At 61.7% G+C, this 23,796-nt stretch carries 20 protein-coding genes and 1 pseudogene; 10 read left to right on the forward strand and 11 right to left on the reverse strand.

Annotation, left to right across the window (positions count from 1 at the left end; all coding sequences use genetic code 11):
- Positions 1-77: 77 nt before the first annotated feature.
- From ACIPZG_RS22745 to ACIPZG_RS22775, 7 genes are all read right to left on the reverse strand, one after another.
- Positions 78-1,895, reverse strand: a complete 1,818-nt coding sequence (locus ACIPZG_RS22745) for an ABC transporter ATP-binding protein/permease (RefSeq protein WP_400717092.1) — start codon at positions 1,893-1,895, stop codon at positions 78-80.
- A 137-nt stretch (positions 1,896-2,032) separates the two neighbouring features.
- Positions 2,033-2,236, reverse strand: a complete 204-nt coding sequence (locus ACIPZG_RS22750) for a formate dehydrogenase subunit delta (RefSeq protein ID WP_400643014.1) — start codon at positions 2,234-2,236, stop codon at positions 2,033-2,035.
- Positions 2,233-5,103, reverse strand: coding sequence for a formate dehydrogenase subunit alpha (gene fdhF, locus ACIPZG_RS22755; RefSeq protein ID WP_400717094.1), 2,871 nt, complete (start codon positions 5,101-5,103; stop codon positions 2,233-2,235). Before fdhF ends, ACIPZG_RS22750 begins: the two co-directional genes overlap by 4 nt.
- Positions 5,100-6,659 (reverse strand): formate dehydrogenase beta subunit, encoded by a 1,560-nt coding sequence (locus ACIPZG_RS22760; protein ID WP_400717096.1) that lies wholly within the window; start codon positions 6,657-6,659, stop codon positions 5,100-5,102. Before ACIPZG_RS22760 ends, fdhF begins: the two co-directional genes overlap by 4 nt.
- Entirely contained in the window at positions 6,653-7,135 is a 483-nt protein-coding gene (locus tag ACIPZG_RS22765; RefSeq protein WP_400717098.1) for a formate dehydrogenase subunit gamma, read from the reverse strand. Before ACIPZG_RS22765 ends, ACIPZG_RS22760 begins: the two co-directional genes overlap by 7 nt.
- A 284-nt stretch (positions 7,136-7,419) precedes the next feature.
- Positions 7,420-7,707 carry a DUF3077 domain-containing protein gene (locus tag ACIPZG_RS22770; RefSeq protein ID WP_400717100.1) on the reverse strand — a complete coding sequence of 96 codons (288 nt, stop codon included), beginning with the start codon at positions 7,705-7,707 and terminating at the stop codon, positions 7,420-7,422.
- A 26-nt stretch (positions 7,708-7,733) separates the two neighbouring features.
- The gene (locus ACIPZG_RS22775) at positions 7,734-7,991 is read right to left on the reverse strand and encodes a hypothetical protein (RefSeq protein ID WP_400643021.1); all 258 of its coding nucleotides are present in this window, start codon (positions 7,989-7,991) and stop codon (positions 7,734-7,736) included.
- Between the two features lie 475 nt (positions 7,992-8,466).
- On the opposite strand from ACIPZG_RS22775, the gene ACIPZG_RS22780 reads away from it, so the two are divergent.
- Entirely contained in the window at positions 8,467-10,215 is a 1,749-nt protein-coding gene (locus ACIPZG_RS22780) for a phosphoethanolamine transferase CptA (RefSeq protein WP_400717102.1), read from the forward strand.
- A gap of 4 nt (positions 10,216-10,219) precedes the next feature.
- On the opposite strand, the gene ACIPZG_RS22785 is transcribed toward ACIPZG_RS22780, so the two are convergent.
- The gene (locus ACIPZG_RS22785; protein WP_400717104.1) at positions 10,220-10,840 is read right to left on the reverse strand and encodes a LysE family translocator; all 621 of its coding nucleotides are present in this window, start codon (positions 10,838-10,840) and stop codon (positions 10,220-10,222) included.
- Positions 10,841-10,920: 80 nt separating this feature from the next.
- Complete coding sequence (locus ACIPZG_RS22790; protein WP_400717106.1) at positions 10,921-11,694, reverse strand: class II aldolase/adducin family protein; 774 nt, start codon at positions 11,692-11,694, stop codon at positions 10,921-10,923.
- A 187-nt stretch (positions 11,695-11,881) separates the two neighbouring features.
- On the opposite strand from ACIPZG_RS22790, the gene ACIPZG_RS22795 reads away from it, so the two are divergent.
- Positions 11,882-12,883, forward strand: a complete 1,002-nt coding sequence (locus ACIPZG_RS22795; protein ID WP_400717108.1) for an AraC family transcriptional regulator — start codon at positions 11,882-11,884, stop codon at positions 12,881-12,883.
- 16 nt (positions 12,884-12,899) lie between these two features.
- Here the strand turns inward: ACIPZG_RS22795 and ACIPZG_RS22800 are convergent, their stop codons facing one another.
- Complete coding sequence (locus ACIPZG_RS22800; RefSeq protein ID WP_400717111.1) at positions 12,900-13,481, reverse strand: HD domain-containing protein; 582 nt, start codon at positions 13,479-13,481, stop codon at positions 12,900-12,902.
- Positions 13,482-13,733: 252 nt separating this feature from the next.
- Between ACIPZG_RS22800 and ACIPZG_RS22805 the strand changes: the two genes are divergently transcribed.
- The 5 genes from ACIPZG_RS22805 to ACIPZG_RS22825 all read left to right on the forward strand — a co-directional run bounded on the left by ACIPZG_RS22805 (position 13,734) and on the right by ACIPZG_RS22825 (position 18,826).
- A complete protein-coding gene (locus ACIPZG_RS22805) occupies positions 13,734-14,078 on the forward strand; it encodes a metalloregulator ArsR/SmtB family transcription factor (protein ID WP_400717113.1) in 345 nt (114 codons plus the stop codon).
- Positions 14,079-14,097: 19 nt separating this feature from the next.
- Positions 14,098-15,381, forward strand: a complete 1,284-nt coding sequence (locus ACIPZG_RS22810) for an arsenic transporter (protein ID WP_400717115.1) — start codon at positions 14,098-14,100, stop codon at positions 15,379-15,381.
- A 27-nt stretch (positions 15,382-15,408) separates the two neighbouring features.
- Positions 15,409-15,879, forward strand: a complete 471-nt coding sequence (locus ACIPZG_RS22815; RefSeq protein ID WP_400717117.1) for an arsenate reductase ArsC — start codon at positions 15,409-15,411, stop codon at positions 15,877-15,879.
- 14 nt (positions 15,880-15,893) lie between these two features.
- Complete coding sequence (gene arsH / locus ACIPZG_RS22820) at positions 15,894-16,595, forward strand: arsenical resistance protein ArsH (RefSeq protein WP_400717119.1); 702 nt, start codon at positions 15,894-15,896, stop codon at positions 16,593-16,595.
- Between the two features lie 173 nt (positions 16,596-16,768).
- On the forward strand, positions 16,769-18,826 hold the full coding sequence (locus ACIPZG_RS22825; protein WP_400717121.1) for an acyltransferase family protein: 2,058 nt from the start codon (positions 16,769-16,771) through the stop codon (positions 18,824-18,826).
- Positions 18,827-19,351: 525 nt separating this feature from the next.
- On the opposite strand, the pseudogene ACIPZG_RS22830 reads toward ACIPZG_RS22825, so the two are convergent.
- A pseudogene (locus tag ACIPZG_RS22830) lies at positions 19,352-19,483 on the reverse strand (site-specific integrase); the annotation flags it as partial.
- A gap of 100 nt (positions 19,484-19,583) precedes the next feature.
- Here ACIPZG_RS22830 and dusA point away from each other — a divergent pair.
- The 3 genes from dusA (at position 19,584) to ACIPZG_RS22845 (ending at position 23,727) form a co-directional block, all read left to right on the forward strand.
- Positions 19,584-20,594 carry a tRNA dihydrouridine(20/20a) synthase DusA gene (gene dusA / locus ACIPZG_RS22835; RefSeq protein ID WP_400717123.1) on the forward strand — a complete coding sequence of 337 codons (1,011 nt, stop codon included), beginning with the start codon at positions 19,584-19,586 and terminating at the stop codon, positions 20,592-20,594.
- 254 nt (positions 20,595-20,848) lie between these two features.
- The gene (gene tal / locus ACIPZG_RS22840; RefSeq protein WP_400717125.1) at positions 20,849-21,775 is read left to right on the forward strand and encodes a transaldolase; all 927 of its coding nucleotides are present in this window, start codon (positions 20,849-20,851) and stop codon (positions 21,773-21,775) included.
- 101 nt (positions 21,776-21,876) lie between these two features.
- Complete coding sequence (locus ACIPZG_RS22845; RefSeq protein ID WP_400717128.1) at positions 21,877-23,727, forward strand: alkaline phosphatase D family protein; 1,851 nt, start codon at positions 21,877-21,879, stop codon at positions 23,725-23,727.
- The last annotated feature ends 69 nt before the right edge of the window (positions 23,728-23,796 follow it).

Consider the following 23,796-nt stretch of genomic DNA (forward strand, 5'->3'; position numbering starts at 1 on the left):
GTTACACCACAAATCTCGATGCCTGTGGTGTACCTGTGGGAGCGGGCTTGCCCCGCGAAGAGGCCAGCAAAGGCCCCCTATACCTGTAGCTCTACCTCCGGCTGCTGCTCCAGGAACAACCACCCCCCCTGCCCATCCACTTCCAGCCGATGGGTATGGAAATCCGCCAGCGTACTGCGATGCCCGACACTCACCAGCAGGGCCTGCGGCATCTCACTGCGCAACAGCGAATACAGCATGTGCTCCAACCCTTCATCCATCGCCGATGTCGACTCATCAAGAAACACCACCTGCGGCCGATTGAACAGCACCCGGGCGAACGCCAGGCGCTGCTGCTCACCCACCGACAGAATGTGCGACCAGTCGCAACTCACCTCCAGCCGATCCACCAGGTGCGCCAGGTTGACCTGGCGCAGGGCCTGCTGCATGCGCGGCGCGTCCTCGGCCGTGCTGCCCGCCGGGTAGGCGATGGCGGTACGCAGGTCGCCCAGCGGCAAGTACGGGCGCTGCGACAGGAACAACGCCTGGGTGCCCGTGGGGCGCCTGACCTCCCCCTCGGCATAAGGCCACAGGCCCGCCAGGGCGCGCAGCAAGGTGGTCTTGCCACTGCCCGAGGGCCCCTTGATCAGCAGCGCCTGGCCAGCGTGCAGGCGCAGGTCGAGGTCGGCGATCAGCGCATGGCCGTCGGGGCGCAACACCTGCAGGCCGGTGATATCCAGGGCATGCGCCTGCTCCTCGGTGAGTACCCGCGGCAGCGCGGCGGCCTGCTGGTTGGCGTCGAGAAAACCGGTCAGACGATCGAGGGTGGCGCGGTACTGGGCGAAGGTGTCGTAGGACTCACGGAAGAACGACAGTGAATCCTGCACCTGGCCGAACGCCTGGGCGGTCTGCATGACATCGCCAAGCTTGATCGCGCCACTGAAGAACCGTGGCGCCTGGAGAATGAACGGGAATACCACGGCGACCTGGCTGACGCCCAGGTTGAAACCGCTGAACTTCAGGTTTCGGAACACCAGCGCCCAGACATTGACGATCAGCGCACCGAAACGCCCGAGCAGGGTCGCCCGCTCCACCGGCGCACCTTGGTAGAAGGCAATGTTCTCGGCATTCTCGCGCAGGCGCATCAGCGCGTAACGGAAGTTGGCGGTGAGTTTTTCGTTGAGGAAGTTCAGGCGGATCAACGGTTGGCCGAGGCGGAAGGCGATCCAGGTGGCGACCAGCACGTACAGGTAGACGGCAAACACCATCGCCCGGGGGATTTCGTAGCCGGCCACCGCCAGCGGCGCCGACAGGCCCCAGAGGATGCCGGTGAAGGCCACCAGCGACACCAGCGCACTGACTGCGCCGAGGGCCAGCGACACCGAGTTGGTGACGTAGGCGTTGATGTCCAGTTCGATACGTTGGTCAGGGTTGTCCACCGGATGTTCGAGGAACTGCCCGCGGTAATAGGCATCGCCTTGCATCCAGTCATGGGTGAGGCGTTCGGTCAGCCACACACGCCACTGGATGCTGAAGGCCTGGGTCACGTAGAAAGTGAACAGCGAACGCAGCACATGGATGGTCGCCAGCACCGCGAACACCCCGAGCAGGTACCAGAACGCGGTTTGATCGAGGGCCTGCAGGGCGCTGTAGAAGCCGTTGTACCAGAACGAGAACAGCACGTTCAGGCGCACCGAGAACAGTGTCAGCACCAGCAGCAAGGCGAACACCAGCAAGGGCCGCCAGCTGCGCCGGAAGGTGAAATAGGGCCCGGCCAGTTGCCAGAACTGGCTGCCCCAGCGCGTGTAGCGCACAGCCAGGGCAGCGGCGGCGGTAAAGCCGATGAGGGTGATGAACGAGGCGATTGCGAGCCAGATCAGGCTCTCTTGCAGGGCCTGGTGCCAGTTCATGTCCATGGTGGGTATCCGTGCAGAGTGTTTCCGCGAGCGTAGCATTGCGGGCAGACTCGCCCGGCATTCATGACGGACATTTCATGTTTTCTGTACCGGCCCTATCGCCGGCAAGCCGGCGATAGGGCCAGTACAGGCAACGGCTAACCCAAAGCCTCCACCACCTTGGGGTCCAGCCCCTGCCCCGCATTGGCCGCTATCCACTCCCCCAACTGCTGGCGCATGGCCGGCGTCCAGAAGCTCTGCAAATGCTGCCTGACGCCCTTCACCGCCAGCTCATGATCCGGCTCGCTATCAAAGTAATGGGCAATCTGGTTGGCCATCTTGACCAGGTTGTCACTGCTCATCGGCGCACCTCGGCTTTTTCCGCACCCCGGCGCTCCTGGAGCAGGCGCCGCTGTTCGTCACTGAAGTCCTGGTAACGCTTCTGCCACTGGGACGGCTGGAACACCTTCAACACCTCCACGGCCGTGACCTTGTACTCCGGGCAGTTGGTGGCCCAGTCAGAGTTGTCGGTGGTGATCACGTTGGCACCGGATTCCGGGAAGTGGAACGTGGTGTACACCACCCCCGGCGCCACCCGGCCACTGACCTTGGCCCGCAGCACCGTCTGCCCCGCGCGGCTGCCGATGCCGACCCAGTCGCCGTCGCGGATACCTCGGCTTTCGGCGTCGGTCGGGTGGATTTCCAGCCGGTCGGCATCGTGCCAGGCAACGTTGCCGGTGCGTCGGGTCTGGGCGCCGACGTTGTACTGGCTGAGGATGCGCCCGGTGGTCAGCAGCAGCGGGTAGCGGCTGTTGACCTTCTCGTCGGTGGGCACGTAGCCGGTGAGCATGAAGCGCCCCTTGCCGCGCACGAACTGGTCGATATGCATGGTCGGGGTGCCGTCGGGCGCCGCGTCGTTGCACGGCCACTGCAAGCTGCCATGGCGGTCGATCTCGGCGTAGCTGACCCGGTGGAAAGTCGGCGTCAGGCGGGCGATCTCGTCCATGATCTCGGACGGATGGCGATAGTGCATCGGGTAGCCCAGGGCATCGGCCAGGGCCACGGTGGCTTCCCAGTCGGCCTTGCCGGCCAGCGGCTCCATGACCTTGCGCACCCGCGAAATGCGGCGTTCGGCGTTGGTGAAGGTGCCGTCCTTTTCCAGGAACGAGCTGCCCGGCAGGAACACATGGGCGAACTTGGCCGTCTCGTTGAGGAAGATGTCCTGCACCACCACGCATTCCATGGCGCGCAAGGCAGCGGTGACGTGCTGGGTGTTGGGGTCGCTCTGGGCGATGTCCTCGCCCTGGCAGTACAGGGCCTTGAAGCTGCCGTCCAGCGCCGCCTCGAACATGTTGGGGATGCGCAGGCCCGGGTCGGGCTGCAGGGTCACGCCCCAGGCCTGCTCGAACTCGGCGCGCACGCCTTCGTTGGAAATATGCCGGTAACCGGGCAACTCGTGGGGGAACGAGCCCATGTCGCACGAGCCCTGGACGTTGTTCTGCCCGCGCAGCGGGTTCACCCCTACCCCTTCGCGGCCGATGTTGCCGGTGGCCATGGCCAGGTTGGCGATGCCCATCACCGCCGTGCTGCCCTGGCTGTGCTCGGTCACGCCCAAGCCGTAGTAGATCGCCGCGTTGCCACCGGTGGCGTACAGCCGGGCAGCCGCGCGAATGTCCTCGGCAGGCACGCCGCACACCGGCCCCAGGACTTCCGGGGCGTTGTCCGCCTGGCTGACGAAATCGCGCCAGCGGGCGAAGTCCTCGGTCTCGCAACGGGCATCGATGAAGCGCTGGGCCTGCAGGCCCTCGGTGACGATGACATGGGCCAGGGCATTGAGCATGGCCACGTTGGTGCCTGGGCGCAGTTGCAGGTGCTGCTCGGCGCGGGCGTGGGGCGAGTCGACCAGGTCGATGCGCCGCGGGTCGATGACGATCAGCCGCGCGCCCTGGCGCAAGCGGCGCTTGAGCTGCGAGCCGAACACCGGGTGGGCGTCGGTCGGGTTGGCGCCGATGACCAGCACCACATCGGCCTGCATCACCGAATCGAAGCTCTGGGTGCCGGCCGACTCGCCCAGGGTCTGCTTGAGGCCGTAGCCGGTGGGTGAATGGCAGACCCGCGCGCAGGTGTCGACGTTGTTGTTGCCGAACGCCGTGCGCACCAGTTTCTGCACCAGATAGGCTTCTTCGTTGGTGCAGCGGCTGGAGGTGATGCCACCGATGGAGTCGCGCCCGTACTTGAGCTGGATGCGACGGAATTCACTGGCCGCGTAGGTGACGGCCTCGTCCCAGCTGACTTCCTGCCAGGGGTCATCCAGGCTTTTGCGGATCATCGGTTTGGTGATGCGGTCCGGGTGGGTGGCGTAGCCCCAGGCGAAGCGGCCCTTGACGCAGGCGTGGCCATGGTTGGCGCCGCCGTTCTTGTCCGGGACCATGCGCACCAGCTGATCGCCCTTCATCTCGGCGCGGAACGAGCAGCCAACGCCGCAGTAGGCGCAGGTGGTGATGACCGAACGCTCGGGCTGGCCCAGCTGGACCAGGCTCTTCTCAGTGAGGGTCGCCGTCGGGCAGGCCTGCACGCAGGCACCGCACGAGACGCATTCGGAGGCCAGGAAGTTCTCGCCGCCCGCGGCCGCTACCCGCGACTCGAAGCCGCGCCCGGTGATGGTCAGGGCGAACGTGCCCTGGATGTCTTCGCAGGCGCGCACACAGCGGCTGCAGACGATGCACTTGCTGGGCTCGTAGTCGAAGTACGGGTTGGACACGTCCTTTTGCTCGGCCAGGTGGTTGGCACCGTCGTAGCCGTAGCGCACCTCGCGCAGGCCGACCTGGCCGGCGACGGTCTGCAGTTCGCAGTTGCCGTTGGCCGAGCAGGTCAGACAGTCCAGCGGGTGGTCGGAGATGTACAGCTCCATGACGTTGCGCCGCAGGTCGGCCAGGCGCGGGGTTTGCGTGCGCACCACCATGCCCTCGGTGACCGGCGTGGTGCAGGAAGCCGGGTAGCCGCGCATGCCGTCGATCTCGACCAGGCACATGCGGCACGAGCCGAAGGCCTCCAGGCTGTCGGTGGCGCAGAGTTTGGGAATGCTGGTGCCAAGCATTGCCGCAGCACGCATCACCGAAGTGCCGGCAGGTACGCTGATGCTGCGTCCGTCGATGTTCAGGCTGACCTCCACGTCGCTTTCGCGAGCAGGAGTGCCCAGGTCGGTCTCAGGGTCGAAGTAGTTGATCACTGGGCGGCCTCCGGGGTGGTCAGGCCGAAATCGGCGGGGAAGTACTTGAGGGCGCTGGCCACAGGATAAGCGGTCATGCCGCCCATGGCGCACAGCGAGCCGTACTGCATCGTGTCGCACAGGTCGCGCAGGAGCAGGGCCTGATCGTGGCGTTCGCTGAAGTCGCGGGTGGCGATCAGCCGGTCAACCACCTCCATGCCCCGGGTCGACCCGAGGCGGCACGGGGTGCATTTGCCGCAGGACTCCTCGGCGCAGAATTGCAGGGCGAAGCGCGCCATGCTGGCCATGTTCAGGGTGTCGTCGGCCACCACCACACCGCCATGGCCGAGCATCGCGCCCATGGCGGCGAAGGCCTCGTAGTCCAGCGGGGTGTCGAAATGGCTGGGGGGCACCCAGGCGCCGAGCGGGCCACCGACCTGGGCGGCCTTGAGCGGGCGGCCGCTGGCGGTACCGCCGCCGTAACCTTCTACCAGTTCACGCAAGGTCAGGCCGAAGGCACGCTCCACCAGGCCACCGTGGCGGATGTTGCCGGCCAACTGGAACGGCATGGTGCCCAGCGAGCGGCCCATGCCGAAGTCGCGGTAGAACGCCGCGCCCTTGGCCAGGATGGTCGGCACCGAGGCCAGGGTGAGGACGTTGTGCACCAGCGTCGGCAGGCCGAACAGGCCCTGCAGGGCGGGCAGCGGCGGTTTGGCACGGACGATGCCGCGCTTGCCTTCGATCGACTCCAGCAGCGCGGTTTCCTCGCCGCAGATATAAGCACCCGCGCCCACCCGCACTTCCAGGTCGAAGGCCCGGCCACTGCCGGCCACGTCAGCGCCGAGGTAGCCGGCATTGCGGGCGATGACGAACGCCTGGTCGAGCACGCGGATGGCATCGGGGTATTCCGAGCGCACGTAGATGTAGCCCTTGTCGGCACCTACGGCGAGGCCGGCGATGATCATGCCTTCGATCAGCAGGAACGGGTCGCCTTCCATGAGCATGCGGTCGGCGAAGGTGCCGGAGTCGCCTTCGTCGGCGTTGCACACCACGTACTTCTGCCCTGCCCCGGCATCACGCACGGTGCGCCATTTGATGCCGGCCGGAAACGCCGCGCCACCGCGGCCGCGCAGGCCGGAATCGAGCACGGCGGCCACCACTTCGGCGCCGCCCAGCGCAACGGCCTGCTCCAGGCCGGTGAAGCCACCGTGGGCGCGGTAGTCCTCCAGCGACAATGGGCGGGTGATGCCGGCGCGGGCGAACAACAGGCGTTGTTGGGTTTTCAGGTAAGGGATCTGTTCGATCGGGCCCAGTGCCAGTGAATGGCCACCGGGCTCACCGGCCAGGGCGTCAAGCAGCGACGGTACCTCTTCCGGGGTCACCGGGCCAAAGCCTTGGCGCCCTTGCGGGCTCTCGCACTCCAGCAGCGGTTCCAGCCAGTACAGGCCGCGCGAGCTGGTGCGCTGAATATCGATGGGCAGCTGGCGGCGCTCGGCCTCGCGCTGCAAGGCAGCGACGACCTGGTCTGCACCTACGGCACGCGCGACCGAGTCGCAGGGAATGAACAGCTTCAGCATGCTGCGTCCTCCAGGCAACCGTTCACCAGCGCCCGCAGGCGTTCGGGTGTGAGCCGCGCATGCACCTGACCATCCAGCTCCAGGGCCGGCGAGCAGGCGCAGGCACCCAGGCAGTACACGGGGCGCAGGCTGATCGCACCGTCGGCGCTGGTGCCGTGGTCGTCCAGCGCCAGCTGTTCGCGCAGTTGCGCAGCCAAGGCTTCGCTGCCCCGGCTCTGGCACGACTCGGCACGGCACAGACGCAGGGTGTGGCGGGCGGGCGGCGTGGTGCGGAAATCGTGATAGAAGCTGATCACCCCGCGCACTTCGGCGAGGCTGAGGTTGAGGGCGTGGGCAATGTCCGGCACGGCATCATCGGGAATGAAGCCGATGGCGTTCTGAATGGCGTGGAGGATCGGCAACAAAGCGCCGGGGGCGTCCTTCTGGCGACTCAGGATGCTGTTGATCACAGGCAGGTGAAGCAGTTCATCAGGCATACAGCGGACCTCGGCATCACGGACCCGGCCCGAATGATTGTGGGTGGCAGGTATCCGGCGTGTTCTGCTGCGGCATACCGGCCACGTCACGGTTGCGTGGCTGTCGGTCGCCTCCTTGCCGATGGCCGTGCGTCTGCGCGCACTGTGCTCATGGGCATCTCACAAGCATGGCACTTGTGGGGCCGCACGGTTGCATGCGAGCGACCAGGCGCATTCTGAAACCGACCTGAGGATCCGGGGTGGTTCTACCCCGGAAGCGGTCCGTCAACCGATCAAACAGCGATTCAGCGGCGCTTGAGCATCCCCATCTGCGCGTCATCCATCAGCGCCTTGGCCATCTCGCACAGATAGTGCGAGGCCCAGACCAGTACGGGTTCGTCGTCCATCACACCGATGAAGGAGGCGCGTCGTGAGCAGTCCATCAGCACCGAGGCCTGCTCCATTGCATGGTCGCAGCAGTTGCCGGGCTCGACCCGGAACAGGCGCTTGCCCTCGACCACGCCGTCTACACAACTGGCGGAGCCTACGGTGAAGCCGAGGCGGCCGGTTTCTTCAGGGAGCTCCTTGTCCATCTTCACCCTCATTTTTCATCAGTGCGTCAATGCAAGGTGTGCACCTGCCGGGGACTCTTCAGCTGCACCTGCGCAATCGCCGATTCCAGCAACGTGCGTACGGCTTCCATCTCATGCATCACCGCGAGGGTCATGAGGGTGGCGGGCGACTTGGGTAGCGTGGTGATCGCGTGCTGGGCCAATGTCAGGCCACAGAGCACGTATTCGGTAGCCTCGATCAACGTGTCTTCGAGGTAGTGGGAGGCATCGGGGGAATAAGGTGGATCGGGGACTATCTTGAGCATGGCGGCCTCGTGGTAATTAATCAGTCAGGACCGTCGCCAGATCACTTGCAGATGAAAGGGTGGCGGCTACGTGCGGGCCTGCAAGACCGGGACTTGGAGGCCTATTGCCCGGCTGGTCCGAAAACCACCCGCACGCAGCCACCATTGCTCAAAGCAATCGATAACTGAGGCCAAACCAAGTTCGGGCTTGCAGACCCGGTCGTTGAATTTGCAACGACCCAGCGAGACTAGGGGGCTCAGTTTTCCACCGCAATGCCCCAAAGCTTGATTCAGAAAAGGACTACAAAACAGAGGGAAAATCTGATTCTTAATGTGTAGGAACCCTCAAAATCCCCCCTCTTCGCAAAGAATTGTTAAGACTTTTCACTTGCCACGTTGACGTAATTTTCACACATGCCCCTTTAGCGTCACTGCCTCTCGGCAGCCGCCCGATCCTGACGGCCGCCATATGAATTACTGGTTTTACGAGGCAAACGTGTCAAACACCGCATCCCCATCCTCGCCAGCGCGCGTGGACTGGGCCGGCCTGGGCTGGCTCCTGCTGTTCTTCTGGTATTTTTCCGGCGTCACCCAGGCGCTTCTGCTGTTCAGTGGCACCACCGGTTTCGCAGGCTTTCGCAACTCCCTCTTCCTCAGCACCCTCTGGCTTGTCCCGGTGCTATTGGCGCCCCGCTTCACCCGCGCCACTGCAGCCGTTATCGGCCTGGTGTTGTGGGCTGCCTCGCTGGTGGGCCTGAGCTACTTCGGTATCTATCGCCAGGAGTTCTCGCAAAGCGTGATCTTCGTGATGTTCGAATCGAACACCGCCGAAGCAGGTGAGTACTTCAGCCAGTACTTCAATATCTGGCTGATGCTGGGGTTGCTGCTGTATACCGTGGGCGCCGTGCTGCTGTGGAAACGCGTGCGCCCGGTCACCCTGCCCCTGCGCAGCCGCCTGCCGGTGGTCGTGCTGTTGCTGGCCGCCACCCTGGTGTTCCCGTTCTACAAGCAGATGGTCAAGCAGGAACGCAACTTCGCCGATGCCTTGGACAAGGTCCAGCAACGCATGGAGCCGGCGGTGCCCTGGCAGCTGCTGGTCGGCTACAAGCAGTACCGCCAGCAGCTGGACAACATGCAGGCCTTGCTGGCCCAGAACGCCGCCCTGCCGCCCCTGCAGCAGCTGCAGGACAGCAGCGGTGACGCACCCCGCACCCTGGTGCTGGTCCTCGGCGAGTCGACCACCCGCGAGCACATGCACCTGTATGGCTACAACCGCGACACCACGCCCAACCTCGACGCCCTGGCCGCCAGCGACAAGAGTCTGACCGTGTTCCGCAACGTGGTTTCGCCGCGCCCCTACACCATCGAGGTCATGCAGCAGATCCTCACCTTCGGCGACCAGCAGAGCCCCGACCGCTTCCTCACCGATCCGTCGCTGATCAACCTGATGAAGCAGGCAGGCTACAAGACCTTCTGGATCACCAACCAGCAGACCATGACCAAGCGCAACACCATGCTCACCAACTTCTCGCAGCAGACGGATGAGCCGGTGTACCTGAACAACCAGCGCAGCCAGAACGCCCGTCAGTATGACGACGTGGTGCTCGCGCCCTTCGAAAAGGCCCTGCAGGACCCGGCGAAGAACAAGTTCATCATCATCCATCTGCTCGGCACGCACATGGACTACCGCTATCGCTACCCGAAGGACTACGCGCACTTCAACGACCGTCAGGGCGTGCCGGCCGCGCTGAGCGACAGCCAGGCAGAGACCTACAACTTCTATGACAACGCCGTGCGCTACAACGACTACGTGGTGTCGAGCCTGATCAAGCGCTATGCGGCCAGCACGCCCAATGGCTTCCTGATGTTCCTGTCGGACCATGGCGAGGATGTCTACAGCTCCGGCAACCATGACCGCCTGGGCCGTAACGAAGGTGCGCCGACCCGGCCGATGTACACCATCCCGTTCATGGTGTGGACCTCCCCGAGCTGGCAGGCGGCTCACCCGCGTGATCTGCAGGCCATGGTCAATCGGCCCTACAGCAGTTCGCACCTGATTCACACGCTGTCGGACCTGGCCGGGTTGAGCTATGACCGCTACGAGCCAGCGAAAAGCCTGGTGAGCTCGCAGTTCGTCGTTGCGCCGCGGTGGATCGGTAACCCGTATGGCAAGTTGGTCGAATTCGACAAGTTGCCGATGGACAAGAACGAGCGGGTGCAGGAAACCGCAGCCATCAAGAACTGATCCGTTATCGCCTGCTCAGTGCCAGCCGTGCGGCAAACAGGACAAACACCAGGCCTGTCGCACGGTCCATCCACTGGACGACCTTTTCCCGGCGCAACACACCCGCAAGCGACTGCGTTGCGCCGATCAGGACCATCGACCAGAGCAACCCCAGGGCCACATGGATACCGACCAGGCCGAACGTCCAGGCCACCAGCGGCTGGCCTTGCGGGATGAACTGGGGCAGGAAAGAGACGTAGAAAATACCGACTTTCGGGTTCAGCAGGTTACCCAGCATCCCTTTCAGGAACCAGTTGGCTTCTGATCGCCCCTGCGCTGCAACAGCGCCCAGCGATTGCCGGGGCCGTACCAGCATGTTCATCCCCAGCCATGCCAGATAGGCAGCGCCGCAGTACTTGAGGATGTCGTAGGCCAGCTGCGACACGGCTATCAATGCCCCCAAGCCGAAGGCAACCGCAGCGCCCCAGAGCAGGCAACCGGCATTGATGCCCAGCGCGGCGCGCAGCCCCTGCTTGCGGCCCTCGACGGTCGAGGTGCGCAAGATCAGCGCGGTATCGAGGCCTGGGGTCAGGGTCAACAACGTGGCCGCGAAGGTAAATGCAATCAGATTGTCGGCAATGGACATAGGCGTTCGAGCCTGGGCGTGAAGTGCCGTCAGGTTAGCATGCGTGCCTTGCGTCCTCTGCGTCAGGTATCAGCGTGCGGTCAGGCGTCATAGCCGGGCATGTGCTGGTCGAGTTTGCGCAGCAGGGCCGGCCAAGCCAACGCACCGCCCATGCCGGTGGTGCGCATCGTGCCACTTATCATGGCCTGGGCACCGTCGAGAATGGATTGAGGAATGTTGATCAGGCGCGCGCCGCTGCTTTGCGCCATCAACTGGATTTCGCAGGTGCGCTGGAACGTGAACATCATCAGAAAAGCGTCGGCGATGCTGGTGCCGCATGTCATCAGGCCATGGTTGCGAAGGACCATGAAGCTGGTTTCTCCCAGATCCGACTGCAGCCGTGCTTTTTCGTCTTCACGCAGGGCAACGCCTTCGTAGTCGTGATAGCTGAGGCTCGCGAGAATGAACATCGATTGCTGCGACAACGGCAGTACGCCGGCCTCTTGCGCCGACAGGGCAACACCCGCAGCTGTATGGGTGTGTATCACGCAATTGACGTCGTGACGCACCTCATGCACCGCGCTGTGGATGGTATAGCCGGCCGGATTTATCTCGAACGGGCTGTCCATCAACTTGGTACCGGCCAAGTCCACCTTGAGCAGGCTCGAGGCGGTGATTTCATGGAACATCAGGCCGAACGGGTTGATCAGAAAGTCTTCGGTACCCGGCACCTTGGCGGAGATATGGGTGAAGACCAGATCGTCCCAACCATGCAGTGCAATCAGGCGATAACAGGCGGCCAAGTCCACACGTGCTTGCCATTCGACGGCGGATACCTGTTCCTTTACGGCATTCAGTTCAAGTGGAGTCGTCACGAGATTACCCTTGGGCTGGCTATGTGCCGGGTGAGCATAGCGAAGCGACACCGAATCGAAACTCGCCTTGGCAGCCAGAGTGATAGCCTTGCGGGGCAACCTGCGTACGCCGGCGTGGCGACAGTGTTGTCGCGCGCGCGGGCGCTGGTGTAGAACTACAGCGCCTGAATCGAGCGGGAGCCACCGAATGAGCGAACGGACCACATCTTCACATTGGGCCAGTACCATTGTTCAGGCATTGGAGATGGGGGATGTCGATTGCCGCAGGCTTTTCGAGCAACTGGGCATGTCCTACGCGGCATTGAGCGACCCCGATGCACGCTTCGCGCAAGATGACATGACGCGATTGTGGCAGTTGTCGGTGGCGTGTTCCGGCAACCGCGCTATCGGCCTGAACATGGCGTGTGTGGTTCGGCCTTCCTCTCTGCATGTAGTGGGCTATGCGTTGATGTCCAGTTGCAACTTGCAAGAGGGCATCAGCAGCCTTGTCCGCTATCAACGCATCATCGCCGAAGGCGCAGATTTCAGTTTTCATCCCACTGCGCAAGGTCACGAACTGACCCTGACAATTCATGGTGATCGCCTACCCTCTGCCAAAGAAAGCGCTGAAGGTTCGTTGGCTTATTTCCTGGCCTTCTGCAGCTGGTTGGCCTGTCGACCATTGATACCGCGCCGCGTCAGCTTTTGCGGACCTGCGCCGGTCGACCTCGAACCCTACCGTGCAGTGTTCAAGGGGCCTGTGCAATTCGATGCCGAGCGTTACGCCATGGAGTTCAACAGCGCCGACCTGGATGCGCCCTTACCAACGGCCAATGAGGCGCTGGCGCAGTTGCACGAGCGCTTTGCCAATAATTATCTCGAGCGATTCTCTGATACGCAGGTGACCCATCAGGTGCGTCAGATCCTGTGCCGCGTATTGCCCCAGGGCGAGCCCAAACGTGAAACGGTCGCACAGGCCTTGTTCATCTCCGAGCGCACGCTACAGCGTCGTCTGCAGGCGGAGGGCACGAGTTTTCATCAGATGCTCGATGACATTCGGCGCGAACTGGCCAGTCAGTACCTGGCCCAGCCCAAAATGAGCTTGCAGGAGATCTCGTATCTTCTGGGCTTTTCGGCACCGAGCAATTTCTTTCGCGCTTTTCGACGCTGGTTTGACATGACCCCCAATGCGTTCCGGGAAGGCCTCTAGTGCCCCCGGATAGGTTTCATTCAGCGCAATCTTCCAGCTTGTAGAGCGATTGCCTGGGTTTGGCGAACACCCGGCGTAGCATCGGTTCGAAAAACGTCAGAGGCAGTGTCACGCGGTCCGGGTCGAATGCCGCCGCGTCGTAGCGGGCGCAGAAATCGAGGGTTCTCAGGTATTGCGGATGATCCTTGAATTGCTCACGCAGGAACCGATCCATCCCTAAGTGATGGAAGAAGTAGTAACCCTGGAACATCGCGTGCTTTTCGATCATCCAGTGATTTTCTGCACTGACGAAAGGCTTGAGGATCGCGGCGGCAATATCGGCGTGGTTGTAAGCCCCCAGCGTATCGCCAATGTCATGCAACAGGGCGCAAACGACGTATTCCTCATCTTCGCCAGCGTTGTAGGCCAGCGTGGCGGTTTGCAGCGAATGGGTCAGGCGGTCGACTGGAAAACCACCGAAATCGCCTTCTAGCAGCTTGAGGTGGGCGAGAATTCGATCGGGCAGGCCGGCGGAAAAGCCGGGAAAATGCTGGGCAATAATGGCCCAGTCATTGGCAGTGCTGTCACTCATGTGAGTGAAGTTGGCGCGTTGGCTCATCAGGCGCTCCTGTTATTGGGACTTGTGCGACGCAGTGCGCACGCTTCCCGGGAGTCTAGAGAGAGATCGTACCTGCCCCAATCACAGACGCCGCCAGTTTGATATCCTTGAAGGCCATCAGGCGGCAGCCCCCATCGACCTGACAGGTCCCCTCCTCACATACGCGACCTCAGTCACCAAGCGCCATCAAACTGCTTGCCAATACATATGGATATTCATATATTCGATTATCCATATACAAAGGGCTCCGCCATGATTACCCCACCTGAGGTCTTCAAAAGCTTGTCCGACGAGACCCGTGCCCGAGCCACGCTGCTCATCGTCCGATTGGGCGAGCTGTGCGTCTGTGAGCTGATGTGCGCCCTGGACGACAGCCAGCCGAAGATCAGCCGCCATCTGGCGCAACTGCGTAGCAGCGGCCTGCTGCTCGATCGCCGTCAGGGGCAGTGGGTCTACTACCGCCTCAACCCGGAACTGCCCGCCTGGGTGCACGAGATGCTCCAGGTGACCTTGCAGGCCAATGCCCAATGGCTGCAAGAAAACGCCTCACGCTTGCAGAACATGGACGACCGCCCGGTACGCGCCGCCTGTTGCTGACCCTTCGAACGAGTTTCCCATGCTGATTGCTGTCGCTGTCTTCGTCTTCACCCTGATTCTGGTCATCTGGCAACCCAAGGGCCTTGGCGTCGGCTGGAGCGCCGCGTTGGGCGCAATCATCGCGCTGGCCGTGGGCGCAGTGTCCCTGCAAGACATCCCAACCGTCTGGGCCATTGTCTGGAATGCCACGGCGACCTTCATCGCGGTCATCATCATCAGCCTGTTGCTGGATGAGGCAGGTTTCTTCGAATGGGCCGCGCTGCACGTGGCCCGTTGGGCAAAAGGCAGTGGCTACCGACTGTTCGCCTTCTGCGTGCTGCTGGGCGCCGCCGTATCGGCGCTGTTCGCCAACGATGGTGCGGCGCTGATTCTTACGCCCATCGTCATGTCGATGCTGGTCGCATTGCGATTTTCACCGGCGGCGACGTTGGCATTCGTCATGGCAGCAGGCTTCATCGCCGACACGGCGAGCTTGCCACTGGTGGTCTCCAACCTGGTAAACATCGTCTCGGCCGACTACTTCGAGCTGGGGTTCGCTGAGTACGCCTCGGTGATGGTCCCGGTAAACCTGGCCAGCGTGGCCGCGACCTTGCTGGTGCTGTTCCTGTTTTTCCGTCGCGACCTGCCACGGCGCTACGCCGTTGAAGCGCTGCAGGAACCCAATGCCGTCATCCGTGACCGCGCCACGTTTGTCGTGGGGTGGTGGACCCTGCTGTTGCTGCTGGTCGGGCTGTTCGCGCTGGAGCCGCTGGGCATCCCGATCAGCGCAGTGGCTGGCGTGTGTGCAGCCATCCTCTTTGCGGTCGCAGCCCGCGGCCACAAGATCTCTACCCGGCGCGTCCTGCGCGAAGCGCCCTGGCAAGTCGTGATCTTTTCCCTCGGCATGTACCTGGTGGTGTACGGCCTGAAGAATGCCGGGCTCACGGATTTCCTCACGCAGTTGCTCGACCGACTGGCCGAGCAGGGCTTGTGGAGCGCCGCCCTGGGCACCGGCCTGCTTTCGGCACTGCTGTCGTCGGTGATGAACAACATGCCCAGCGTGCTGATCGGCGCCTTGTCGATCCAGGCGAGCGGCGCAGACGGCCTGGTACGTGAGGCGATGATCTACGCCAATGTCATCGGCTGCGACCTGGGCCCCAAGATCACCCCCATCGGCAGCCTTGCCACCCTGCTCTGGCTGCACGTACTGGAACGCAAAGGCGTGCGGATCACGTGGGGGTACTACTTCAGGGTCGGCATTTTCCTGACCCTGCCCGTTCTGCTGATCACACTTTCGGCCCTGGCACTGCGCCTGAGCCTCTGAAATCCGCCCTGAAGCGAGGAGCCTTCCATGCGAGTCCTGTTCATGTGCACGGCCAACAGCTGCCGCAGCATCCTTTCCGAAGCCTTGTTCAACCACATGGCGGCACCTGGGTTCGAGGCGATCAGCGCCGGCAGTTTCCCCAAGGGCCAAGTGCTGCCGCGCAGCCTCACTACCCTGCGACAGGCCGGCATCTCCACCGAAGGCCTCAGCAGCAAGGGTAATGACGCCTTCGAGGGCAACCCGCCCGATATCGTCATCACCGTCTGTGACAAGGCCGCTGGCGAAACCTGCCCGGTGTACTTCGGCCCCGCGCTGAAAGCCCACTGGGGGCTGGAGGATCCGTCCGATGTCACGGGTGACGAAGCCTCGATCGACGCCGCCTTCAGCGCCACACTCGCCCATATCGAAAAACGCTTCCAAGCCTTCTTTGCACTGCCTTTCGACGCCCTCGACCGTGACCAGCTCAAGCGCGAGCTGGAGCGGATCGGCGCGCTCTGAGCAGGAGGAAAACCATGTCAGAACAACTGCCCAACCTCGACCTTTCGCTTTTCGACACGGAGCCTGCCGCGACGCGCAGCAGCGACCACAAGCCCCGTATCCTGCTGCTCTACGGATCGACCCGCGAACGGTCTTTCAGCCGCTTGCTGGTGGAAGAAGCAGCACGCCTGCTGGAACACTTCGGTGCCGAGGCGCGCATCTTCGACCCTTCTGGCCTGCCATTGCCTGACGATGTGCCTGTCGAACATCCCAAGGTGCAGGAGCTGCGTGATTTGGTGCAGTGGTCCGAAGGCCAGGTCTGGTGTTCGCCGGAGCGACATGGCGCGCTGTCGGCCGTGTTCAAGGCACAGATCGACTGGATACCGCTGGCACTTGGCGCAGTACGGCCCACTCAAGGCAAGACGCTGGCGGTGATGCAGGTGTGCGGTGGGTCGCAGTCGTTCAACGTGGTCAATCAGCTGCGTGTGCTGGGACGCTGGATGCGTATGTTCACTATTCCTAACCAGTCATCGGTGCCCAAGGCCTATATGGAGTTCGACGATGCTGGGCGGATGAAGCCGTCGGCGTACTACGACCGCGTGGTTGATGTGATGGAGGAGTTGGTGAAGTTCACGCTGTTGCTGCGCGATCGTCAGGATTATCTGGTGGATCGGTATTCTGAGCGTAAGGAGAGTGCTGAGCAGTTGTCTGCGCGGGTTAATCAGCCCGCCATCTGATCCGGCGCGGCGAGGAGCATTCCGAAATTTCAATGCGGGTAAAAGTAGTGCTGTTCGTCACCTGAAGCGATAATGATGGCCGTTGGCCGGTTTGCCTTCTTTTGAAACTTGCCCCGTAAGCGTAAGCTACGCGCGCGCCCGTTGGGTCGCTTTTATACGGAGCAATATCAACAATGACGTCTCTAGCTGAATCGATAAACCGGGCCGCCACGAAATCCCATGACAGCACGAAGTACCGACCAGACATAGATGGCCTGCGCGCCATTGCCGTCCTGTCCGTGGTTGGCTTCCACGCCTTCCCTGCCTGGGTAACAGGTGGCTTCATCGGTGTGGATATTTTCTTCGTGATTTCTGGATACTTGATCACGACGATCCTACTGGAGGGCTTGGCCCGAGGGCGCTTCAGCATTCCAGAGTTCTACTCTCGACGCGTCAATCGAATCTTCCCAGCATTGATAACTGTGATGCTTGTCAGCTATGTCTTCGGCTGGCTTATGCTATTTACCGATGAGTTCCAGCAACTCGGAAAACACATTGCTGGCGGATCAGCCTTCATATCGAACCTTGTTCTATGGAACGAAAGTGGATATTTCGACACTACTGCAGAGATAAAGCCATTCTTGCATCTGTGGTCACTGGGAATCGAAGAGCAGTATTACATTTTTTGGCCCGTAATCATGTGGGCGGCCTGGAAGCGCAACTTCAATCTCTTGACGGTGGCCATGCTATTGCTTGGCGCTTCATTTACTCTGAACCTGGAGAACGTAAGGGAAAATCCGACCTACACGTTTTACATGCCGCAAACACGCTGCTGGGAGCTTTTGATCGGTTCCGTTCTGGCCTACCTTTCGCTCTATAAGATCCAATCTTTTGGGAAAGCCTATAATGCAGTTGACCATTTCCTAGCCGCAATCATCCATAGGCAGGCTCCTGCGGAGAATGGTCAAACGATCCGAAACATCATTTCGTTCATCGGGCTTGGGCTTATCATCTTCGGCTTGGCAACGATCACCAAGACTGATCAGTTCCCGGGATGGCGCGCAATTTTCCCCACTGTCGGCACTGCGCTGATCATTGCGGCGGGCTCACAATCCTGGCTCAACCGTACAATTCTTTCCAACAGGATTTTGGTTTGGGTCGGCCTGATCAGCTTCCCGTTGTACCTATGGCACTGGCCGCTGTTGACGTTCGCACGGATCATCGAGGGCGACATTCCGGCGCGCAATATAAGAATCACCATGGTTGTACTGTCCTTTGCGCTGGCCTGGATCACTTACAAGATCATCGAGAAGCCGATCAGAGGCAACCGTAATAGGTTCACGACGACGGCGCTTACTATCGCCATGATCGCCGTAGGTGCTCTAGGATTTACCACATACAAGCTCGGCGGTTTGCCGGATCGCCCGAGCATCAACAACATGAACAAGGCATTGTCACAGTTCTCGGGGCCTCTATGGAAATATGCTACCAATGAGCTATGCCTTAAGAAATATCCCTATGAGGAGTCCAAGGACTTTGGCTGGTGGTTCTGCTCCACCAACAAAGATGAAAACCCAACGCTGCTGCTATTCGGTAACAGCTACGTCAATCACCTCTACCCTGGCCTAGCGCACAACAAAGACTTCGACAAAAATACCGTACTGTCTCTGGGAACGTGTGGTGTCGGGTCACCTGACTACTCCGACAAGACCATACTTGGTGGAACAGACCCATGCACCGGCTATCGCCCAGATCGCCAAGAAGCGTTCATCTTCGATGTGGTGAAGAAGGCTGGAACCGTAAAATATGCGATCATTGACGGCCTTATCAAAGAGCCTTACGGCGATTATATAAAATCCGTCGAAAAACGCGTTAACTATCTGCTCAGCCAGAACATCAAGGTTATTATCTTTATCCCTCACATGACGTTTGACTACGACATTAAAAAATGCTTCGTCAGGCCGATGTCATCAGGAATGATCGAATCTTGCACGACTGGAATAGACAAAAAGGAAGCCATCAACAAAAGTTTCAAACCTCTGATGGACGAAATCCTTCGATTGCATCCTCAAGTCCAGTTCTTTGACCAAAATGAACTGTTCTGCAAAACCGGAAGGTGCTCGATGATTCTGGAAGGAATGCCCATTTTCAGGGACCAGGTATTCCACTATTCGGAATACGCTAGCGAGAAGATGAGCGAAGAGTTTGCAACCTGGGCGAAGGTGCACGCACCAGAAATATTCACCCCATGAACAAACTGCCGCCTACCTGAGCAATACAGATAGGCGGCTTTTCACCCAATGGTTGAGAACAAATTTTTACCTATTCGATCCCTATGCCAAGATTGCCGTTCCTTTCCAGCAACGTGTCGATCTCGCTGGTGCGTGCGCGAATCTGATCCCTCTCAATACCGATCGCACCACGGACTGCCCTTTCCGCCTGCTTGCGGCTCACGCTCAGCCTTCAAGTCCGCGATGTTGGCGATGCGCTCGCCGGCCAATGATGGGCGGATCTCGTCTAGCGCCCGCTGCTCTGCCGATCGATACAGTTCGGCCGAGATCAGCGCCTGCCGGCATCAGTTGAGCGCGCGGCTGCGTCAGCATTTAGCGAGATATCAACTTTCGGGGCCTCAGTGGCGAGGCGTCAGCACAATGCATCACTGACCGCACCGCCGACGGAGTGCGGGTCGCCCCCCAAGAGGGCCATCCAGTGCGATGTTGGCCAAGCAGTCGGACAGGCCGTACTCGGTCTGATCCTGCTGGGCTGCCAGGAGCGGCAGCGGTTCCCGTCGCCTTGCGGTCGAACGTCTGGCTTTCCTGATAAACTGCCCTCCCTTCCTTCATGATGCGAATCTGGGCGGTAAAGCCAGATGACCCGTCCTTGCGCTTGCGCTGCGTTATGGTTCCCATGGGTTTGCTACACAACTGATTTGAGTTGCTTCATTGCAGCAAAGGCAGTAGCAAAATCGGAAAGAACAGGAACAAAGCGGCAACTGACCGAGAGTTAGAAATGCTACAGAAACAAGCAGAAAGCCCAAAAAACCCAGGCGACCCGGTAGTCAGGAGGTTTTCTGTTGCCCCGATGATGGACTGGACCGACAGGCACTGCAGGTTCTTCCTGCGCCTGCTGTCCAAGCACACCCTGCTCTACACCGAAATGGTCACCACCGGCGCCCTGCTGCACAACGACGCCCACCGCTTCCTGCGCCACGACGTTTCCGAGCACCCCCTGGCCCTGCAGCTGGGCGGCAGTGTGCCGGCCGACCTGGCCGCCTGCGCTCGCCTGGCCGAAGAGGCTGGCTACGACGAGGTCAACCTCAACGTCGGCTGCCCGAGCGACCGGGTGCAGAACAACATGATCGGCGCCTGCCTGATGGGGCACCCGGCGCTGGTGGCCGATTGCGTGAAGGCCATGCGTGATGCGGTATCGACGCCGGTAACGGTCAAGCACCGCATCGGCATCAATGGCCGCGACAGCTACGCCGAGCTGTGCGACTTCGTCGGCCAGGTGCGTGAAGCGGGCTGCCGCAGCTTTACCGTGCATGCGCGAATCGCGATTCTGGAGGGGCTGTCGCCCAAGGAGAACCGTGAGGTTCCGCCGCTGCGCTATGACGTGGCAGCACAGTTGAAGGCCGACTTCCCGGACCTGGAGATCGTGCTCAATGGCGGCATCAAGACCTTGGCGGAGTGCCAGGCGCATCTTGAGACGTTCGATGGGGTGATGCTGGGGCGCGAGGCTTACCACAACCCTTACCTGCTCGCTGAGGTGGATCAGCAGCTGTTTGCCAGCGATGCGCCGGTGGTAAGCCGCAGTGAGGCGATGGCGCAGTTGCGGCCGTATATCGTGGCGCATATGGAAAGTGGTGGGGCGATGCATCACGTTACTCGGCATATTCTCGGGCTTGGGCAAGGGTTCCCGGGGGCGCGGCGGTTCCGGCAGTTGCTGTCGGCGGATATTCACAAGGCGGCGGAGCCTTTGGTGGTGTTTGACCAGGCGGCTGAGTTGTTGCAGGGGCGGTAATGGGCTTGGCGGTATTGCAGCGCTAGGCCGCTTGGTGATTGTCACAACCTCTTCAGCGCCTGTGAGATCGAGCGCCGCCCGCGCGGCGCTCGATCTCATGGGCGCCACAACATCCAAAGCGAACGCCTGGGAACCTCGCGCTGACTGGTGACTCGAATCATCACCTTCGACAATTCGCCCCCGCCCCAAAGGCCCCTTGAGCGCCCGCTGGGGCTCGGGTAATGTCGAGTAAACGCACAGGACAGAGCACGCCCATGACCTCCAAGCTGGAACAACTCAAGCAGTTCACCACCGTGGTCGCCGACACCGGGGACCTGGACGCCATCACCCGCCTCAAGCCGGTCGATGCCACCACCAACCCGTCGTTGCTGCTCAAGGCTGCCGCCATCCCAGGCTATGCCGAACTGCTCAAGCAGGTGAAAGCCGACGCCAAGGGCAATGTCGACCTGGCCTGCGACAAGTTCGCCGTGGCAGTGGGCTCGGGCATTCTGAAGGTCATTCCGGGGCGTATTTCCACCGAAGTGGACGCACGCCTGTCGTTCGACGAGCCGGCGCTGCTGAACAAGGCCCGTCAGCTGATCGGGCTGTATGAGGCCGCCGGGGTTTCGAAAGACCGCGTGCTAATCAAGCTGGCCTCCACCTGGGAAGGCATTCGCGCCGCCGAAAAGCTTGAGAAAGAAGGCATCCAGACCAACCTCACCCTGCTGTTCTCCTTCGCCCAGGCCCAGGCTTGCGCCGATGCCGGGGTGTTCCTGATCTCGCCGTTCGTGGGCCGTATCTACGATTGGTACAAGAAAAGCACCGGCACGGACTACGTCGGCGCCGAAGACCCGGGCGTGCAGTCGGTGACGCGCATCTACAACTACTACAAGGCCAATGGCTACGACACCGTGGTCATGGGCGCCAGCTTCCGCAACATCGGCCAGATCGAACAACTGGCCGGTTGCGACCGCCTGACCATCAGCCCGGAACTGCTGCAACAGCTGAGCGATGATCAGGGCGAGCTGCCACGGGTGCTCAAGCCTGGCAATGCCGGCGAAGGCAAACAAGTGCTGAGCGAAAGCCAGTTCCGCTGGGCGATGAACGAGGATGCCATGGGCACCGAGAAACTGGCCGAAGGTATCCGCCAGTTTGCCCGGGACCAGGAGAAGCTGGAGAAGCTGATGGCTGACAAAGCCTGATACATCTCGGGATTGCCAGACGGGCGGGAAGTGTTCAGCATTTTCCGCCCGTTTTCGTTTCACCAGGCTTGTTTTGAATTCCAGGCCCACCAGAGCTGTCGATGACTTCCCCCACCTCCTTGCCCCTTGTTCTCGCCGGCCCGGTACTGCGCCGCCTGGAGCCCCAGCGCCTGGCCATCTGGCTGGTCGGCACGCAACCCTTGCAACCCGAGTTCATCATGGACGGCACGGCCAAGGTGGATTGCCAGGTCGTTCCCATAGGCCGGCGCGCCTTTATCCACCTGCTGGACATTCACTTCAGCCAGCCCCTGCCCCGCGACGTCGCCCTCGAATACGACATGCGCATCGATGGCCAGGGCATTGCCGACTGGGCCCCTCACCTGCTCTACCCTGGCTGCCAGCGTCCGAGCCTGGTGCTGCGTGGCCGCCTGGACCAGCTGCTGCACGGCTCCTGCCGCAAGCCGCACCACCCCGCCAGCGATGGACTGCTCTGCGCCGACCGCCTGCTGCAGGCCTGCCAGAGCCCGCAGGAGCGCCCCGCCGTGTTGCTGATGACGGGCGATCAGGTCTATGCCGACGACGTCGCAGGGCCAATGCTGCGGGCGATTCATGCACTGATCGAACGCCTGGACCTGTTCGACGAGCACCTGCAAGGCGCAGTGGTCGCCGATAGCCAGGCGCTCTATCGCCACCCAGCGAGTTATTACCATCGCGCCGACCTGCTACCCGCCCAGGCGCGCAATGAAAACCTGCGCGAACGCTTCTTCGGCGGCAAGCGCAAACCGATTTTTTCCTCCAGCAACGCCGACAACCACCTGGTGACCCTCGCCGAGGTCATGGCCATGTACCTGCTGGTCTGGTCGCCCACGCCCTGGCAGTTGATCGACCTTGAGATGCCCACGGGGCTTGCCGATGCGCACCAGGCGCGCTACCGCCAGGAGCTGCCGCTGATCGAGGCGTTCGCCAGCCACCTCGGCCAGGTGGCGCGGGTAATGGCCCACCTGCCCTGCCTGATGATCTTCGACGACCACGACATCACCGACGACTGGAACCTGTCGGCGCAGTGGGAAGAAACCGCCTACGGCCACCCATTTTCACGGCGCATCATTGGCAATGCCTTGCTGGGCTATCTGTTGTGCCAGGGCTGGGGCAACGACCCGGTGGGCTGCCAGGGGCTGGTCGAACAATGCCTGCAGCTGGGCAGCCAACCCCATGATGCGCTGATCGACGACCTGCTGCGCTTCCAGGGCTGGCAATTCAACCTGCCCAGCAACCCGCCGCTGCTGGTGCTGGACACGCGCACACGCCGCTGGCGCAGCGAAAGCGACCTGGCCAAACCTTCCGGTCTGCTCGATTGGGAGGCGTTGTGCGAGCTGCAGCAAGCGCTGCTGGATCACCCTTCGGCGATCATCGTCTCGCCAGCGCCGATCTTCGGGGTGAAGCTGATCGAGACGGTACAACGGGTATTCAGTTGGCTGGGCTACCCGTTGCTGGTAGATGCCGAAAACTGGATGGCCCATCGCGGTGCCGCGCAGGTGGTGCTGAACATCTTCCGCCATTCGCGCACGCCAGGGCACTACGTGATCCTGTCAGGCGATGTGCACTATTCGTTCGTCTACGAGGTGCTGATCCGCCACCGCCAGCGCAGCCCGCACCTGTGGCAGGTGACCAGCAGCGGGATCAAGAACGAGTTTCCGCGGCGTTTGCTGGATGTGCTGGACCGGCTCAACCGCTGGCTCTATTCGCCGCGTTCGCCACTCAACTGGTTCACCAAGCGCCGGGAAATGGAGGTGGTGCCGCGCACGCCTAGCCACAGCAAGGCTGGGGAGCGGCTGTGGAACGGGGCTGGGTTGGGGCACGTGTTCTTCGATGAACAGGGGCGGCCGGCGCGGGTGTTTCAGCTCAGCGCTGATGGGAGTGAGGCGACCGAGTTTGCGCCGACGAAAGACTGAATAGGGGAGTTTTGTAGGGGCTTTGCTGGCCTCATCGCCGGCAAGCCAGCTCCCACAGGTAAATCACAG

Source organism: Pseudomonas sp. NPDC089395, from assembly GCF_044749525.1.
Lineage (GTDB): Bacteria > Pseudomonadota > Gammaproteobacteria > Pseudomonadales > Pseudomonadaceae > Aquipseudomonas.